Source organism: Francisella halioticida (assembly GCF_002211785.1).
Lineage (GTDB): Bacteria > Pseudomonadota > Gammaproteobacteria > Francisellales > Francisellaceae > Francisella > Francisella halioticida.
Map to the genome: position 1 here is coordinate 736,973 of NZ_CP022132.1, position 14,473 is coordinate 751,445.

Here is a 14,473-nt window from a genome sequence, read left to right on the forward strand (position 1 = left end):
GCCGAAGAAGTTCTTAATATATCAAATTCTTAAAATACCATACCTGGCATTTGCCATATACCAGCTATTCTTAGGGTGTCTTTTATGATTATAGCCCTTTCATTTTCAGATATAGGCATCATAATGTTATATCCTCTCACTCCTGAGACAATATTATGGAATTTAATATTTGATTTAGTATTTAGATTTTCTTGCTGAAATATTGCATTAGTTCTTCTAATATCTGATGATGATGTGACTAGAATTATATTTTTGATTTTTGGTTTAAAATCATCTAGTATTTTGAATGTGTCAATAGCTCCCCAGACAGTACTGCTTGACTGATCTTCTTGAATTATGCTATTGCTAGGTACGCCACTTTTAACGAGCCATTGTTTCATTCTATAGGATTCTGTGACCCCTAATTTAGGTTTACCACCAGCAACTATAATTTTAGCACGTGGATATCTTTGATGAGCTTCTAATCCTTTTTGTAATCTTTTTACTAGTATATTGTTCATTGAGCTATCTTCATTAAGATTATAGCCGTTAATGATAATAACTGTAGGGGAGTTAGCTTCTATTTGTATTTGGTTTGCATTAGTATTGATTTGTAGGTAGAAGCTATTTTTTATTATCTTAAATGTTTTTATGAAATCATCTGTTTTTGACCATTTTAATTTCTGCAAGTTCCGTAGCGATAAGTTATAGTTTTTTAGATTGAGTAAATCTAAATATGCTATCGTATATATTTGGACGACAGGTTCTTTTGGAAAGTCTTGTGAAAGTTGTATAATTGTTTCATCTGCTTTTTTATAGTCATGAATATCTAGCTTAAGAGAGAATAGAGATAGTCGTAATTGAAGTGATTCTGTAGATTCTTCTGGAGTATTTTTAAGAGCCTGATTTAAGTAATTTATAGCATTTTTTAAATTCTGTTTATTAGCAGCACTATTACTATCGTCACCATTTTTTGTGACATATTGAACATTTGTTATAGCTTCTTGCTTTAGTTGAATTTCTTTTGAGCTAGTTGTTAAAGCTATCAGTTTGCTATTATTGCTACTATTATAAAAAGGAATATTTGATTCAATATAGGAGATAATACTATTTTTATTAGCAAAAGCTAAATTTGATATAGCAAGAAGTAAGTTTAGTATTATTATTTTTTTCAATAGTTTCGCCATATTCTATAAAAATTTATACAAAGTACTAAATTATGTCTAGTTTCTTTGCATATCATACTCGTATTTAATAATATAACATAAACTTAGCTATAAATTATTGAAAATGAAAAAAGAAATATCTATAAAAAATATATTATTTGCAGGGCTTGCAACAAGTGTTGAGTATTTTGACTTCGCACTATTTGCTTATGTCACAATATATATATCAGCAATTTTTTTTCCTGATAATAATGCAACCGTTGCAACAATTAAAACATTTGGTATGTTTGCAGCAGGATATCTAATGAGGCCTATAGGTGGAGTTTTTTTTGGAAACCTAGGTGATAAGGTAGGACGTAAGAAAATACTTATAATAACTGTAACCTTAATGGCAATCTCTTCTGCCATGATAGCATTTACCCCAGGTTATAGTAGCATTGGTATTGCATCTGTAGTATTGATAATTTTTGCACGCATGATTCAAGGATTTTCTATTGGAGGGGAGTATAATGGCGTATTAGCAATATTAAGTGAACAAGCCCCTGATAATAAAAGAGGATTGATCACAGCGTTTGGGACATTTTTTTCAGGTTTTGGTGTCTTCTTTGGTACAGTTATAGTTTTTATATTTTCTGAGATATTAACAAAACAACAAATGCATGCTTATGGTTGGAGGTTATGTTTTGTTATAGGTACGATTCTGGCTATTATTGTATTAGTTATGCAGTTTTTGCAAAGTGAGTCACCTGAATATCTTAAAGCGAAAGAAGATGGCGTATTAGATGACACTCCAGTTGTTTCAGCAATCAAAGAATATCCTTACCAAATATTGATAGTATTTGCATTAGCAGGGTACTTAGGTATCGTTTATTATATGGTCGCAGCTTTTATTCCATCTATTTTGGAAGGAACTTTAAATTATTCTACAAATACAGCAATGTTTGTGACAATGATTGCTTCGATATGTTATTTCGCAACAGCACCGCTATGGGGCGCAGTTTCCGATAAAATAGGGCGTAAAAAAGTATTATTAATATCTTGTATTGGTATTGGATTGTTGATTTATCCTAGTTTATTTGTGATAAATAGTATGAACTCTACTTTATTATCATGTATTGTGATGTCTATTTTAATGTTACTTATATCGGCGGCTACAGCTACGTTTGTAGTTACTATTAATGAGCTATTCCCGACACATCTTAGATTTAGTGGAGTAGGTACAGGCTATAATATCAGTAATGCTTTATTAGGTGGCACGGTACCATTGGTTTCTAGCATATTAATAGTTTATTTTGGTCAGATGGCTCCAGGGATCTATGCGGTTATAGCCTCAATTATAATTGTTGTAGTTATTGCTAAAATGCCTGAAACTAAGGGTATAAAACTAGAAGAATAAGCGTTTTTTAAAATTTGAAATAATTATTTCAAAATAGTTCTATTATCTTTAATAAAATCAATAATCATTCTTAATATATTCTGAGTTAGTTTAGTATTTTTTTTCAAAATTTAGATTTATTTTGATAGTTGTTTGTAATTTTTGTTATTGTATAATACTATATTAGTACATCAATACATTAATTGACTATAAATGTCTGAAATAGAAAATAACGAAGAAAATTTACAAGATCTTTATGAAGTTTTCACAAACTTTGAATCTATAGGTGAAGCAAAGCTTTTTTTAGAGGATTTATGTACGCCAGTTGATTTAATGGCTATGGCAGCTCGTTGGAGAGTAGTCAAAGAGTTAAAAAAAGATAAACCATATCGGCAGATTTATGCCGAGACAGGGGTTAGCCTAACGACCATTACTAGAGTTGCAAGGTGTCTAAGCTATGGAACAAATGGTTATAATATTGTCTATAACAAAATTAAAAAAGAGAATTAAAATGAGAAAGAGATTAAGAGTTGCTATACAAAAGAAAGGCAGACTATACGATAGTTCTATGGAATTATTTAATAAAATAGGTATTAAAGTTGAGTTTTCGAGTAAAAGTAATCTGTTATGTCACTCAATAAATGCTCCCATTGATTTTCTTTTTGTAAGAGATGATGATATCCCGACGTTAGTAAACGGCAATGTATGTGATTTTGGTGTAGTTGGTGAAAATGTTTTAGAAGAGTATCTATTAAGCATAAAAGCTACTAATAAAAATAACGATATTATCAAAACCAAGAAGCTAAGGTTTGGTAAATGTAGATTATCTATAGCTGTACCTAATAATGCTGGAGATAATTTAAATGATTTAAAAAATACTAGAATAGCAACTTCATATCCTTATTTAGTTCAGCAGTTTTCAGAGAGCCAAAATTTGGATCTTGATCTACTATCTATTTCAGGGTCTGTTGAAATAGCTCCAAATCTACAAATGGCAAGCTCAATATGTGATTTAGTTTCTACAGGAAGAACATTAGAAGAGAATAATCTTAAAGAAATTCATACCATAATGAAAAGCCAAGCTATCTTGATTCGTTCAAACAAGAGCTTTGGTGATGAATTGGAAGAATATTATCAATTATTGCTTAGAAGAATTGAGGGTGTTAAACATGCTCAAGAGCGTAAATATATTATGTTTCATATTGATAAAAATGCTGTAGACACAATCACACATATTTTACCAGGTCATGAAGGACAAACTATTATGCCCATATATGGTGATACTAAAGTAGCAGTACATTTAGTCACTAAAGAGGGTGTTTTTTGGGGAACTCTAGAAAAGTTAAAAGAAGCTGGTGCTAGTTCAATATTAGTTTTACCAATAGAGAAAATGTTGGAGTAAATAATTAAGATGATTGGAATATATAATTGGCAAAACATTAGCTTAGTAAAGCAGAAAGAGCTTCTAAATCGTCCAATTAATGCTAATAAATCTAGCCTAATTGAAGGTGTGAAAAATATCTTAAGTGAAGTAAAACAAAAAGGTGACAGTGCTCTTTTGAGTTTTACTGCTAAATTTGATGGTGTTGACTTAGATAGTATTGAAATTTCACAAGATGAAATCAAGAATGCTTATTCGTTAGTTTCACAAAATGATATTGATTTGATCAAAAGTTCTATAGCTCGTATATCTAACTATCATGAAATTATGAAACCAAAGACTACTATTTGTGATACTAGTGATGGTGTGATTTGTAAAAAAGTTTATAAACCTATCGAAAAGGTTGGTCTATATGTGCCTGGAGGTTCAGCCCCTTTAGTATCAACTTTAATAATGTTAGCAGTTCCAGCACAAATTGCAGGATGTAAAGAAGTTTATGTAACTACTCCTTGTGATAAAAGTGGTAATGTCCATCCGTTAATTTTAATAGCTGCAGATATTTGTAAAGTATCAAAGATTTATAAGTTAGGTGGGGCTCAGGCAATAGCTGCGTCAGCTTATGGCACAGAAACAGTAGCAAAAGTTAATAAAATCTATGGGCCAGGAAATTCGTGGGTTACAGAAGCAAAGCAACAGGTATCTAACGATAGTCAAGGAGCTGCAATAGATTTGCCAGCCGGACCTTCTGAGATTTTAGTAATAGCTGATGAGAGTTCAGATCCAAGATTTGTTGCTGCAGACTTATTAGCGCAAGCCGAGCATGGAATTGATTCACAAGCTTTATTGATTATAACTGATAAAAACTTAGCTGATAAAGTTAAGCAAGAAGTTTTTAAACAAACTAGTTCAGCTGAAAGAAAAGCTATAATTGAGAAGTCTTTAGAAAATAGTGCAATTATTGTTGTAGATACACTTAGCCAAGCAATCAATATAGCCAATGAATATGCTTCGGAGCATCTTATTTTGAATATTAAAAATGCTGATGATTATATTGATAGTATTGAAAATGCAGGAGCTGTATTTGTAGGACCTTGGGCTGTTGAAGCATTAGGAGACTATATTACAGGCTCAAATCATGTTTTACCTACTTATGGTTATGCCAAAGCTTATAGTGGTTTAGCAACTATAGATTTTATGAAAGCAATAAGCATTCAAAATGTATCAAAGCAAGGGATAAAAAATATAGGTGAAATGGCTATGAGACTAGCATATATAGAAGGTCTTAAAGCTCATGAAAATGCGGTAAAAATTCGTTTGGAGAGCTTATAATACTATGCAAAATCAAACCACAGAAAACCTTATTCGTAAAGATTTACAAAGATTTAGTGCATATTCATCCGCACGCTCTTTGAAAGTAGATGGAGATATATGGTTAAATGCTAATGAATCTCCTTATAATGATGAGAATTTGTTTAACCGTTATCCTTTACAACAACCTCAAGAGTTAGTTCAGCGTCTAGCAGGGATATATAAAGTAAAAACTGATAATTTGTTGATTACTAGAGGCAGTGATGAAGGGATTGATCTGTTATTTAGATTATATTGTGAATATCAAAAAGATAGTGTATTTGCTGTAGAGCCTACATTTGGGATGTATAAAATAGCTGCGCAATTACAAGGAGTAAAATATAATACTATAAAGCTTGAGCAAGAAGATAATTTAAAACTTAATATTACTAAGCTTTTAGAAAATATTCCTAATAATTGTAAGTTAGTTTTCTTATGTACTCCCAATAATCCGACAGGTAAATCATTATCTTTAGCTGATATTGAAAAGGTATTAGCAAATTTGGCAGGTAAATGTATAGTTGTTGTCGATGAGGCATATATAGAGTTTAGTAGTGAACAATCAGCGACTACTCTTATAGATAAATATCAAAATCTAGTTGTCCTAAGAACATTATCAAAATCTTTTGGTATGGCAGGGCTTAGATTAGGTACTATAATTTCTAATGCTAATATGATTGAATGGTTAAGAAAAATATTAGCACCATATCCAATTCCAAAGACTACTGAAACTACGATATTAAGTTTACTTGATAATAAAAGCTTAGCTAAGTTAGACAGTCAAGTTGAAGAAATAAAACAGCAGAGACAGATAATATTAGAGAAGTTAGAGCAATTAGCAATAGTAAACAAAGTATACTCATCAGATGCAAATTTTTTACTAGTTCGTTTTAATAAAGAAGTTTTTGATGATTTAATCGTAAATAACATAGTTGTCCGTTCTATGGCGCATTTTTTTAATCATGAAAAGATATTAAGAATAAGTATTGGAACATCAGTTGAAAATAAAAAACTAATCGAAATATTACAAAAATTAAGCAGTGATTATGAAGAAAAATAAGTATTTATTTATTGATAGAGATGGTACTTTAATTGTTGAGCCAGCTATAGATAAGCAGATTGATAGTATTGAGAAACTAGAGTTTTTTGAGGGTGTATTTGAAGCTCTTAAGAAACTACAAAAAGCAGGTTTTAAACTTGTGATGGTATCAAATCAAGATGGCCTTGGGACAGATTCTTTTCCTCAAAAAGATTTTGATGCTCCTCATGATCTGATGATGAAGATATTTAAATCGCAAGGTATCGAATTTGAAGATACTTTAATATGTCCACACTTTTCTCATGAAAACTGTAATTGTCGTAAGCCTAAAGTTAGTTTGTTGATGGATTATTTAGTAGAGCAAAAAATTTCTCTAAAAGATAGCTATGTGATTGGCGATAGAGAAACAGATGTTCAGTTAGCTCAAAATATAAAGGTTAACCCTATTCAAATAGGTCGGGATGAATATCAAACTTGGGATGATATCACTACAGCTATACTAAATAAGCCTAGAGTAGCTGAAATTAAGCGTGTAACTAATGAGACTAATATTATTGTAAAAGTTAATTTGGATGCACCTGGAACTAGAGAAATAGAGACAGATCTAGGCTTCTTTGATCATATGCTTGATCAGATTATAAAACATGCTGGTATAAGTGCTGTAATTAAGGCTAAAGGCGATCTTCATATCGATGATCATCACTGTGTTGAGGACGTTGCAATTACACTTTCTCAAGCAATAGCTCAAGCTCTAGGTGATAAGTATGGTATTAATCGCTATGGTTTTTTATTACCAATGGATGAGGCTTTAGTTGAAATTGCTCTAGATTTAAGTGGTAGAAACTATTGCTCATTTGAAGCAAACTTTGATCGTGAAATGGTTGGGGATTTATCTGTAGAGTTAGTAAAACATTTCTTTGTATCTTTTGCTGAAGGTCTAAAGGCAACGCTACATATCAAAGTAACAGGTGAAAATACTCATCATATGATAGAGGCTTGTTTTAAGGGCTTAGGTAAGGTTCTTAAACAGGCAGTTGCTAAAGATGGTATAGATGAGATTCCAAGCTCAAAGGGAGTATTATGATAGCGATAATAGATTGTTGTGGTAGTAACTTTGCTTCAATAAAATATGCCTTTGAAAAGCTAGGGCAAGAAATAGTCTTAACGCATGATGCTGAAGTTATTAAAAAAGCAGCTTGTGTAATTTTTCCAGGTGTAGGACATGCTAAATCAGCAGTGGCAAATTTAAAAAAGTATGACTTAGATAAGCTTATTCAACAACTAAAACAGCCGGTGTTAGGTATTTGTTTAGGAATGCAAATTATGTATAGTTTTTCTGAAGAAGGAAATACAGCTTGTCTGGGTATTATTCCTGAGAAAGTAAAAGCTTTTAAGAAAACTCAAGGTTTTAGTATTCCACATATGGGTTGGAATAGCTTACAAAATATAAACAAAAATCATTTTTTATTTAAAGATATTGCAGAAGATGATTATGTATATTTTGTACATAGTTTTTATGCTGAACTTAATAGATTTAGCATCGCTACTAATGACTATATAAATGATTTCACTGCGATGGTAAATAAAGATAATTTTTATGGTATTCAGTTTCATCCTGAGAAGTCAGGTAATGTTGGGATGAAGATTTTAGAGAATTTTATACAAGGAGTTTTGTAGATGAATATATTTCCAGCGATAGATCTTATAAATGGCAAATGTGTTCGTTTAGAAAACGGTGATTTTAATAAAACCACTACTTATGAGCTTGAGCCAAAAGATGTCGCAAAAGCATATCAACAAGCAGGCACTGAGTTTATCCATGTTGTAGATTTAGATGGTACTAAAAAAGGCCAAACTTGTCAGTTTGTAACTATCCAACAGATTAGAAAAAACTGTAATATGATTCTACAAGTTGGTGGTGGTGTCAAAGATTTTGAGACTATCGAAAAGCTTTTAGAAATTGGTGTTGATAGGGTGGTTGTTGGTAGTTTAGCTGTTAAAGATATAGCTTTAACAAAGAAGTTTTTTGAGAAATATGGAGCTGAGAAGATAGTTTTAGCTTTGGATGTATTTATCAAAGAAGGAGTTCCTTATATAGCAACTCATGGCTGGCAAGAATCTAGCACAACAACTTTAGATGAAATATTACAGACTTATCTTGGTGCTGGTCTTGAGTATGTCTTATGTACTGATATTTCTCGTGATGGTATGCTGCAAGGTCCAAATTTTGAGTTATATAGAATCTATTCATCTATTTATCCAGATATTCAGTTTATGGCTTCTGGCGGGGTTGGAACTTTAAAGGATTTAGAAATATTAAAAGCGCAAAATACTTATGGTGTCATTATTGGTAAGGCTCTTTATGAAAATAAATTTACACTACAAGAGGCTTTAGGATGTTAACAAAAAGAATAATTGCATGTCTTGATGTCAAAGATGGCGTAGTTGTTAAAGGTGTGAAATTTAGAAATCATAGAATTATTGGCGATATTATTGAGCTGGCTCAGAAATACTCAGATGCAGGAGCAGATGAGCTGGTATTTTATGATATTGGAGCCAGTCCAGATAATAAGTTACTTTCTATCAAATGGATACGAGAGATAGCCAAAAAGATAAATATCCCATTTTGTGTAGCTGGTGGAATTAAGTCCGTAGAGAATGCTCGAGCTATATTAAATGAAGGAGCAGATAAAATATCTGTCAATTCTACAGCATTAGCTAGACCTGATTTGATAGATGAGCTAGTTTATGAGTTTGGTACTCAATGTGTAGTAGTTGGAGTAGATAGTAAATTTATCGATGGTGAATTTAAAGTTTGCCAATATACAGGCAGTGCTGATAAGACTGTGCAGACATTATTAGATCCTGTTAGTTGGGCAAAAGAAGTTGAGTCTCGTGGTGCTGGTGAAATAGTTCTTAATTGTATGAATCATGATGGTGTCAAGGGTGGTTATGATCTAGAGCATCTGAGAGAAGTTCAATCAAACGTTTCAATACCTGTTATTGCTTCTGGTGGAGCTGGTCAGATTCAGCATTTTATTTATGTATTTAAGCATACCGATATTGATGGCGCTTTGGCAGCAAGTGTATTTCACGATGACATTATTGCTATACCTGAGTTAAAACAAGAGCTTTTTAAAAAAAATATACCGACAAGAATAGTAAAATAGGATATAAAATGGATAATAAAATTATAGAGTCTATAGCTTGGCAGAAAATGGATGATTTAGTTCCAGCTATTATTCAATCAGCGATTGATAATAGTGTCTTAATGCTAGGCTATATGAATAAAGAATCTTTAGCAAAGACTTTAGAAATAGGTAAAGTAACATTTTATAGTCGTAGTAAAAAACGCCTATGGACCAAAGGTGAAGAAAGTGGTAATTTTCTGGAGCTAAGAGATATATCAGTTGACTGTGATAATGATTCTATACTTATGAAAACTATACCATATGGCCCAACTTGCCATACTGGTAGTAAATCATGTTTTACTAAAAGTGAAGAAGATAGCTCTTTGTATATAATAGATAAATTAGAAAAGTTAATAGCCGAAAGAAAAGGTTATTTGCCTGAGAATAGCTACTTGACTAGTTTATTTAAAGATGGTTTGCCAAGAATCGCTCAAAAAGTTGGCGAAGAAGGTGTAGAAGTTGTAATTGCTGCAATGGAGCAAGATTCAGATGAAGAGTTAATTTCTGAGACAGCGGACTTATTATTTCATTTATTAGTTTTACTTAGAGAGAAAGAAGTTTCATTAGAGCAAGTTTGCCAGAAGTTAGTTTCTAGGAATATTTCAAAATAATAATATCTTTATCAAAGCTAATCATTTTCATTCAGCTATAGCAGTTGAATTAGTCTATATATAATGTAGAACTAGTCTTTAAGAATTTAGAATAATTAACATTAGATATGATTAATCCGAAAAAAATGTGTCATTCTAAGATTTGATCATAGAGTCTAATTTTAAGACTTATAATAAGTAGGTCCTATAGTATGATGAAAATAGTTTTAAAAGACATTCGGATTAAATATATACTAAATAATAAGGGATTTATATTAAGTTATGGATATAAAGAAAATTTTAGAAGATAGTAATATTTCTAGTGCTTGTTTAGAGCAAGCTAACATCAGTTAAAAATAATTATCAGAAATTATAAGTGATTATTTAAGTAGGATTGATGATTTTAAAAGTACCGCAAGTTATTTAGCCAATACCTTGCAACAGTATGATAATGTTCACTCTGTTAGATGGCGTGTAAAAGATCCAGCCCACCTTTTAAGAAAGATAGTAAGAAAGAAAAAAGAAGCAAATAAAAAGTATGCTGATATATCTGTCAAAAACTATCTAAAAATAATTACAGATTTAATAGGAATAAGAGCCCTGCATTTATTCAAAAATGAGTGGGAAGACATTTATCACTATATAAATCAAAAGTATGAAACTTATGAGAAAATAGTCTATATAAGAAAAGGTGATAATGAAGTAGCTGAACCTAAAGATTATAATGTCCCCAGAAAAAGCTACTGATTTTAGAAAGATTTTTATTCATAGATGTTAAACTTAACTAGATAAATTAGGAAATAGATAAATGAGTAAAAAAAGAGTAACGTATACAGCTGATTTTAAAGCTAAAGTAATTATAGAATTGCTAGAAGGCGATATGACAGTTAATGAGATAGCAAGTAAGTATGATTTACTTCCTAAAAACGTGCATAATTAGAAGCAGAAATTTTTATCTAATGCTTGCTTAGCATTTGATAAAAGCTCTGTTGTTAAGGAGTATAAGCAGGAAATAGATGAGCTTAGAAAAGATAAAGATGCAACAAGTAAAGAACTAGGCGAGGTAATAGTAGAGAGGGATTTTTTAATGGGAAAGCTAAAAAGCTTGGTATCATCAAATGATAGAGTAAACTCTGTAGATACTAAGCTAGAATTATCTTTAAATAATCAGCTTAAACTATTATCTGTATCTAAGAGTGTGTACTATTATACACCAATATCAAAATTTAGTAGTAATGATGATATTAAACTATTAAATGCAATAGATTTGATACATACTAAACATCCATATTATGGTACGATAAGGCTAGTAAAGTTGCTAAATAGATTAGGATTTCTAGTTGGAAGGAAGCTAATCAAAAGTGCTATGGAATTCATGGGTATTAAGGCATTGTATCCTAAAAAAAAGACAACTGTCATTAATAAGAAACACAAGAAATATGATCTACCCCGTCAATTTTGGACAGTTTACTACTTCATTTTCCATTATATATTCAAATTGATATGGAGTCATATAATTTATTGTAGAATGTCTCCTTTTTGTATTATAGTAAGCTTCAATATATTCAAATATTGATAGTTTAGCTTCTTCTCTAGTTTTATAGCTTTCATCATGTACTAACTCTACTTTTAAAGTTCCAAAGAAACTTTCACAAGCAGCATTATCGTAACAGCATCCTTTAGAGCTCATACTTGATAGTAGCCAGTGTTCTTTAATAATGTCTTGATATTGTTTGCTACAGTACTGTGACCCTTTATCAGAGTGTATAATCACACCACTAGGAAAATTTCTTCTAAATAATGCCATATTTAAAGCATTACAAACTAAATCCGCTTTCATCCTAGAATCCATTGCCCAACCAATAACTGATCTTGAGAATAAATCTATAATCACACAAAGATACAGCCACCCCTCTTGTGTAGGTACATAAGTTATATCTGTAACCCACCTATGATTTACAGATAAAGCAGTGAAGTTTTGTTCTAATAAATTATCATAAACATGTTTGTTGTGGTTAGAATCTGTAGTTTTCTTATGCTTACGAGCCGCTTTAGCATGTAAACCAAGTAATTTCATACGTTTTTGAGTAACTTTCCAACCCATATCTTTAAGCTCTTTGTATATCCTAACACTTCCATATCTAGATTTATGTTCATTAAAATAGCATCATCTAGTTCAGCATTGCCTTTTACCTATAGGTTTATGAATCCATCTGTAATATGAAGATGTGCTCACATTCAAAGATTTACATAGTGTTGTTACTGGCATAACTTTATAATGCTCCTTAATAAAGGCGTACCTTACAGATTTTGCTTTGCAAAGTACGCTGTGCCTTTTTTAGTATTTTACGCTCTGTTTCTGCCTGTTTGAGTTTTTTCTTCAAATCAGTATTTTCAAAAGATAGTTGCTGGTACTGCGTTTTATAATCTATCTTTATTTCTTTCTGAGGGTTTGACATGGCTTTGGATATCCAACTGCAAATGGTTTTATATTTAACCCCTAAATTATCTGCTATTTCTCGTCTATTTGCATCTGGTTGTAAACATAATTTAACAGCTTCATCTTTAAACTCTTTTGTATATCTCATCTTGTCTCCTTTTCTTAACACCTAAGTGTCCCAAATAGGAGGGTATGATCAAGGAACTCAATATACAGCAAAAGAGCATATTAAAATATTATCTGATAATAAAATAAATAAATCTATGGATGCTAAAGGAAGATCTATAGATAATATTGCAATTGAGAGATTTTGGAGAACACTGAAATATGAAAATGTTTATCCGGCATCATATATAACTATGAAAGAGGCTAAAGTAGGTATCAAAGAATATATTGATATTTACAACAATGAAAGACTACATTCTAGTATTGGATATATGACTCCTGATGAAGTATATTCTGGTATTTTAGATGCTGCATAAAAGCAAGGAATAAAAATATTTTATAAAGTGGTATTGAATAACAGGGACAGTTTAAACCTAGTAACTAGATATTAATAATGAAAAACTCTTTATTTCTTTAAGAGTAATAAACTCTATTTAGATAATACATCCACTCAATAACATCGTATTAACTTATTTTACAGGATAGAATAAAAAATATAATTTTAAAAACCTTATGGTTTGTTATGGTTGTAGGTAAGACAAATAATAGTAGTTATATGTTGTATAGATTTTTATCCATCAAATGACTCGGTAATACATTTGAAAGCGAGTTGAGAATATTACTTGGCACTTTTGGGTTTTCATGTGCTAAATCTTGAATAAGCTTTTTAACTTTTTTTCTTTTAAGATTTTCTTGTGAACCACATAGATTACATGGAATTATTGGAAACTCTTCTTCTTTAGCAAATTCTATTAGATCACGTTCTTGAACTAATACCATAGGACGAATTACAGTATTTTCACCATCTTGAGTGATAAACTTAGGAGGCATGGATTTAATTTGACCTTGATATAAAATAGACATTAGTAGAGATTCAATTAAATCATCACGGTGATGGCCCAGGATGATTTTATCCATTTTATGCTCTTTTGCATATCTATAAATATTACCACGGCGAAGTCTTGAACAAAGTGAGCAATAAGTTTTACCTTCTGGTACTTTAGCCATTACTACACCGTATGTATTTTTTGTCTCAATCTCATAAGATACCCTAAGATTATCAAGGTATTTCCTAAGTTGGCTATCATCCCAGCCAGGTTGTGATTGATCTAACGTATACACATGAAGATCAATATCATAAGTTTTATCTTTGATCAGCCCATGTAAAACTTTCAAAAGCCCAAAAGAATCCTTACCACCAGATAGGCAAAGCATTACTTTCTCACTTTTTTTGATAAGTTTATAGTCAGCAATAGCTTTAGTAATATAGTGACGTAGTTTTTTCTCAGTTTTTGTCATTTATCGTTGAGCCTTTTTAAATAATCTACCTTTCTCAAGTGACCAATCTTTATCTTTTTGAGCTTGACGCTTATCATGTGTTTTTTTACCTTGAGCTAGAGCTATCTCTATTTTTACTTGAGGACCTTTCCAATACATAGCAAGTGGTACGCATGTTAGACCTTTCTGCTCAACTCTGCCCATAATTTTATCTATTTCACGACGGTTAAGTAGTAGTTTACGTGTGGTAGAAGCATCTGGTGTCACATAAGTAGATGCTGATAGTAGAGGTGTGATTAGACAATTAAATAGCCAAGCTTCGCCATGCTTAATATGCACATGGCTATCTATCATCTGTACTTTGCCAGCTCTGATACTTTTTACTTCCCATCCTTGTAGTACTATCCCAGCCTCAAACTTCTCTAAAATAGTATAATCGTGGAAAGCTCTTTTATTTCTAGCTATTGTTGCAGGAGAAGCTTTATGTTTACTCATAACTTTATTATTTTTTGTAAAAGATAT

At 31.3% G+C, this 14,473-nt stretch carries 18 protein-coding genes and 1 pseudogene; 14 read left to right on the forward strand and 5 right to left on the reverse strand.

Annotation, left to right across the window (positions count from 1 at the left end):
- Positions 1-29 precede the first annotated feature (29 nt).
- Entirely contained in the window at positions 30-1,154 is a 1,125-nt protein-coding gene (locus CDV26_RS04070) for a YdcF family protein (RefSeq protein WP_157671440.1), read from the reverse strand.
- A gap of 115 nt (positions 1,155-1,269) precedes the next feature.
- On the opposite strand from CDV26_RS04070, the gene CDV26_RS04075 reads away from it, so the two are divergent.
- The 13 genes and pseudogenes from CDV26_RS04075 to CDV26_RS12905 all read left to right on the forward strand — a co-directional run.
- Positions 1,270-2,541, forward strand: coding sequence for an MFS transporter (locus tag CDV26_RS04075; protein WP_088772203.1), 1,272 nt, complete (start codon positions 1,270-1,272; stop codon positions 2,539-2,541).
- 192 nt (positions 2,542-2,733) lie between these two features.
- Positions 2,734-3,030, forward strand: a complete 297-nt coding sequence (locus CDV26_RS04080) for a YerC/YecD family TrpR-related protein (RefSeq protein ID WP_088772204.1) — start codon at positions 2,734-2,736, stop codon at positions 3,028-3,030.
- 1 nt (position 3,031) lies between these two features.
- Complete coding sequence (gene hisG, locus CDV26_RS04085; protein ID WP_088773444.1) at positions 3,032-3,922, forward strand: ATP phosphoribosyltransferase; 891 nt, start codon at positions 3,032-3,034, stop codon at positions 3,920-3,922.
- 9 nt (positions 3,923-3,931) lie between these two features.
- Positions 3,932-5,230, forward strand: coding sequence for a histidinol dehydrogenase (hisD, locus tag CDV26_RS04090; protein ID WP_088772205.1), 1,299 nt, complete (start codon positions 3,932-3,934; stop codon positions 5,228-5,230).
- Between the two features lie 4 nt (positions 5,231-5,234).
- Positions 5,235-6,308 (forward strand): histidinol-phosphate transaminase, encoded by a 1,074-nt coding sequence (hisC, locus tag CDV26_RS04095; RefSeq protein WP_088772206.1) that lies wholly within the window; start codon positions 5,235-5,237, stop codon positions 6,306-6,308.
- Positions 6,295-7,371, forward strand: a complete 1,077-nt coding sequence (gene hisB, locus CDV26_RS04100; protein WP_088772207.1) for a bifunctional histidinol-phosphatase/imidazoleglycerol-phosphate dehydratase HisB — start codon at positions 6,295-6,297, stop codon at positions 7,369-7,371. The genes hisC and hisB overlap by 14 nt, the downstream gene beginning before the upstream one ends.
- Entirely contained in the window at positions 7,368-7,964 is a 597-nt protein-coding gene (gene hisH, locus CDV26_RS04105; protein WP_088772208.1) for an imidazole glycerol phosphate synthase subunit HisH, read from the forward strand. The genes hisB and hisH overlap by 4 nt, the downstream gene beginning before the upstream one ends.
- Complete coding sequence (gene hisA / locus CDV26_RS04110; RefSeq protein ID WP_088772209.1) at positions 7,965-8,690, forward strand: 1-(5-phosphoribosyl)-5-[(5-phosphoribosylamino)methylideneamino]imidazole-4-carboxamide isomerase; 726 nt, start codon at positions 7,965-7,967, stop codon at positions 8,688-8,690. It abuts the gene before it with no gap.
- Positions 8,684-9,457: an imidazole glycerol phosphate synthase subunit HisF gene (gene hisF / locus CDV26_RS04115; protein WP_088772210.1), complete on the forward strand. Its 774-nt coding sequence runs from the start codon at positions 8,684-8,686 to the stop codon at positions 9,455-9,457. The genes hisA and hisF overlap by 7 nt, the downstream gene beginning before the upstream one ends.
- Before the next feature lie 8 nt (positions 9,458-9,465).
- Positions 9,466-10,089, forward strand: a complete 624-nt coding sequence (gene hisIE / locus CDV26_RS04120; protein WP_088772211.1) for a bifunctional phosphoribosyl-AMP cyclohydrolase/phosphoribosyl-ATP diphosphatase HisIE — start codon at positions 9,466-9,468, stop codon at positions 10,087-10,089.
- A 414-nt stretch (positions 10,090-10,503) separates the two neighbouring features.
- Positions 10,504-10,815, forward strand: a complete 312-nt coding sequence (locus tag CDV26_RS04125) for a nucleotidyltransferase family protein (RefSeq protein WP_157671442.1) — start codon at positions 10,504-10,506, stop codon at positions 10,813-10,815.
- Between the two features lie 61 nt (positions 10,816-10,876).
- Positions 10,877-11,008: a transposase gene (locus tag CDV26_RS12430; protein ID WP_169709706.1), complete on the forward strand. Its 132-nt coding sequence runs from the start codon at positions 10,877-10,879 to the stop codon at positions 11,006-11,008.
- A gap of 147 nt (positions 11,009-11,155) precedes the next feature.
- Positions 11,156-11,416: pseudogene (locus tag CDV26_RS12905) on the forward strand (hypothetical protein); the annotation flags it as partial.
- 96 nt (positions 11,417-11,512) lie between these two features.
- On the opposite strand, the gene CDV26_RS04130 reads toward CDV26_RS12905, so the two are convergent.
- The gene (locus tag CDV26_RS04130) at positions 11,513-12,172 is read right to left on the reverse strand and encodes an IS3 family transposase (protein WP_088772213.1); all 660 of its coding nucleotides are present in this window, start codon (positions 12,170-12,172) and stop codon (positions 11,513-11,515) included.
- 181 nt (positions 12,173-12,353) lie between these two features.
- Positions 12,354-12,677 carry a transposase gene (locus CDV26_RS04135; RefSeq protein ID WP_157671333.1) on the reverse strand — a complete coding sequence of 108 codons (324 nt, stop codon included), beginning with the start codon at positions 12,675-12,677 and terminating at the stop codon, positions 12,354-12,356.
- Between the two features lie 4 nt (positions 12,678-12,681).
- Between CDV26_RS04135 and CDV26_RS04140 the strand changes: the two genes are divergently transcribed.
- A complete protein-coding gene (locus CDV26_RS04140; RefSeq protein WP_088772214.1) occupies positions 12,682-12,990 on the forward strand; it encodes an integrase core domain-containing protein in 309 nt (102 codons plus the stop codon).
- Positions 12,991-13,225: 235 nt separating this feature from the next.
- Here CDV26_RS04140 and ttcA read toward each other — a convergent pair whose 3' ends face one another.
- Both ttcA and smpB read right to left on the reverse strand, forming a co-directional pair.
- A complete protein-coding gene (gene ttcA / locus CDV26_RS04145; protein ID WP_088772215.1) occupies positions 13,226-13,972 on the reverse strand; it encodes a tRNA 2-thiocytidine(32) synthetase TtcA in 747 nt (248 codons plus the stop codon).
- The gene (gene smpB / locus CDV26_RS04150) at positions 13,973-14,446 is read right to left on the reverse strand and encodes an SsrA-binding protein SmpB (protein ID WP_088772216.1); all 474 of its coding nucleotides are present in this window, start codon (positions 14,444-14,446) and stop codon (positions 13,973-13,975) included.
- Positions 14,447-14,473: the final 27 nt, after the last annotated feature.

Coding starts and splice junctions, on each gene's coding strand:
- CDV26_RS04075 (WP_088772203.1), top strand. CDS start 1,270: ATGAAAAAAGAAATATCTATAAAAAATATATTATTTGCAGGGCTTGCA.
- CDV26_RS04080 (WP_088772204.1), top strand. CDS start 2,734: ATGTCTGAAATAGAAAATAACGAAGAAAATTTACAAGATCTTTATGAA.
- hisG (WP_088773444.1), top strand. CDS start 3,032: ATGAGAAAGAGATTAAGAGTTGCTATACAAAAGAAAGGCAGACTATAC.
- hisD (WP_088772205.1), top strand. CDS start 3,932: ATGATTGGAATATATAATTGGCAAAACATTAGCTTAGTAAAGCAGAAA.
- hisC (WP_088772206.1), top strand. CDS start 5,235: ATGCAAAATCAAACCACAGAAAACCTTATTCGTAAAGATTTACAAAGA.
- hisB (WP_088772207.1), top strand. CDS start 6,295: ATGAAGAAAAATAAGTATTTATTTATTGATAGAGATGGTACTTTAATT.
- hisH (WP_088772208.1), top strand. CDS start 7,368: ATGATAGCGATAATAGATTGTTGTGGTAGTAACTTTGCTTCAATAAAA.
- hisA (WP_088772209.1), top strand. CDS start 7,965: ATGAATATATTTCCAGCGATAGATCTTATAAATGGCAAATGTGTTCGT.
- hisF (WP_088772210.1), top strand. CDS start 8,684: ATGTTAACAAAAAGAATAATTGCATGTCTTGATGTCAAAGATGGCGTA.
- hisIE (WP_088772211.1), top strand. CDS start 9,466: ATGGATAATAAAATTATAGAGTCTATAGCTTGGCAGAAAATGGATGAT.
- CDV26_RS12430 (WP_169709706.1), top strand. CDS start 10,877: ATGAGTAAAAAAAGAGTAACGTATACAGCTGATTTTAAAGCTAAAGTA.
- CDV26_RS04130 (WP_088772213.1), bottom strand. CDS start 12,172: ATGGGTTGGAAAGTTACTCAAAAACGTATGAAATTACTTGGTTTACAT.
- ttcA (WP_088772215.1), bottom strand. CDS start 13,972: ATGACAAAAACTGAGAAAAAACTACGTCACTATATTACTAAAGCTATT.
- smpB (WP_088772216.1), bottom strand. CDS start 14,446: ATGAGTAAACATAAAGCTTCTCCTGCAACAATAGCTAGAAATAAAAGA.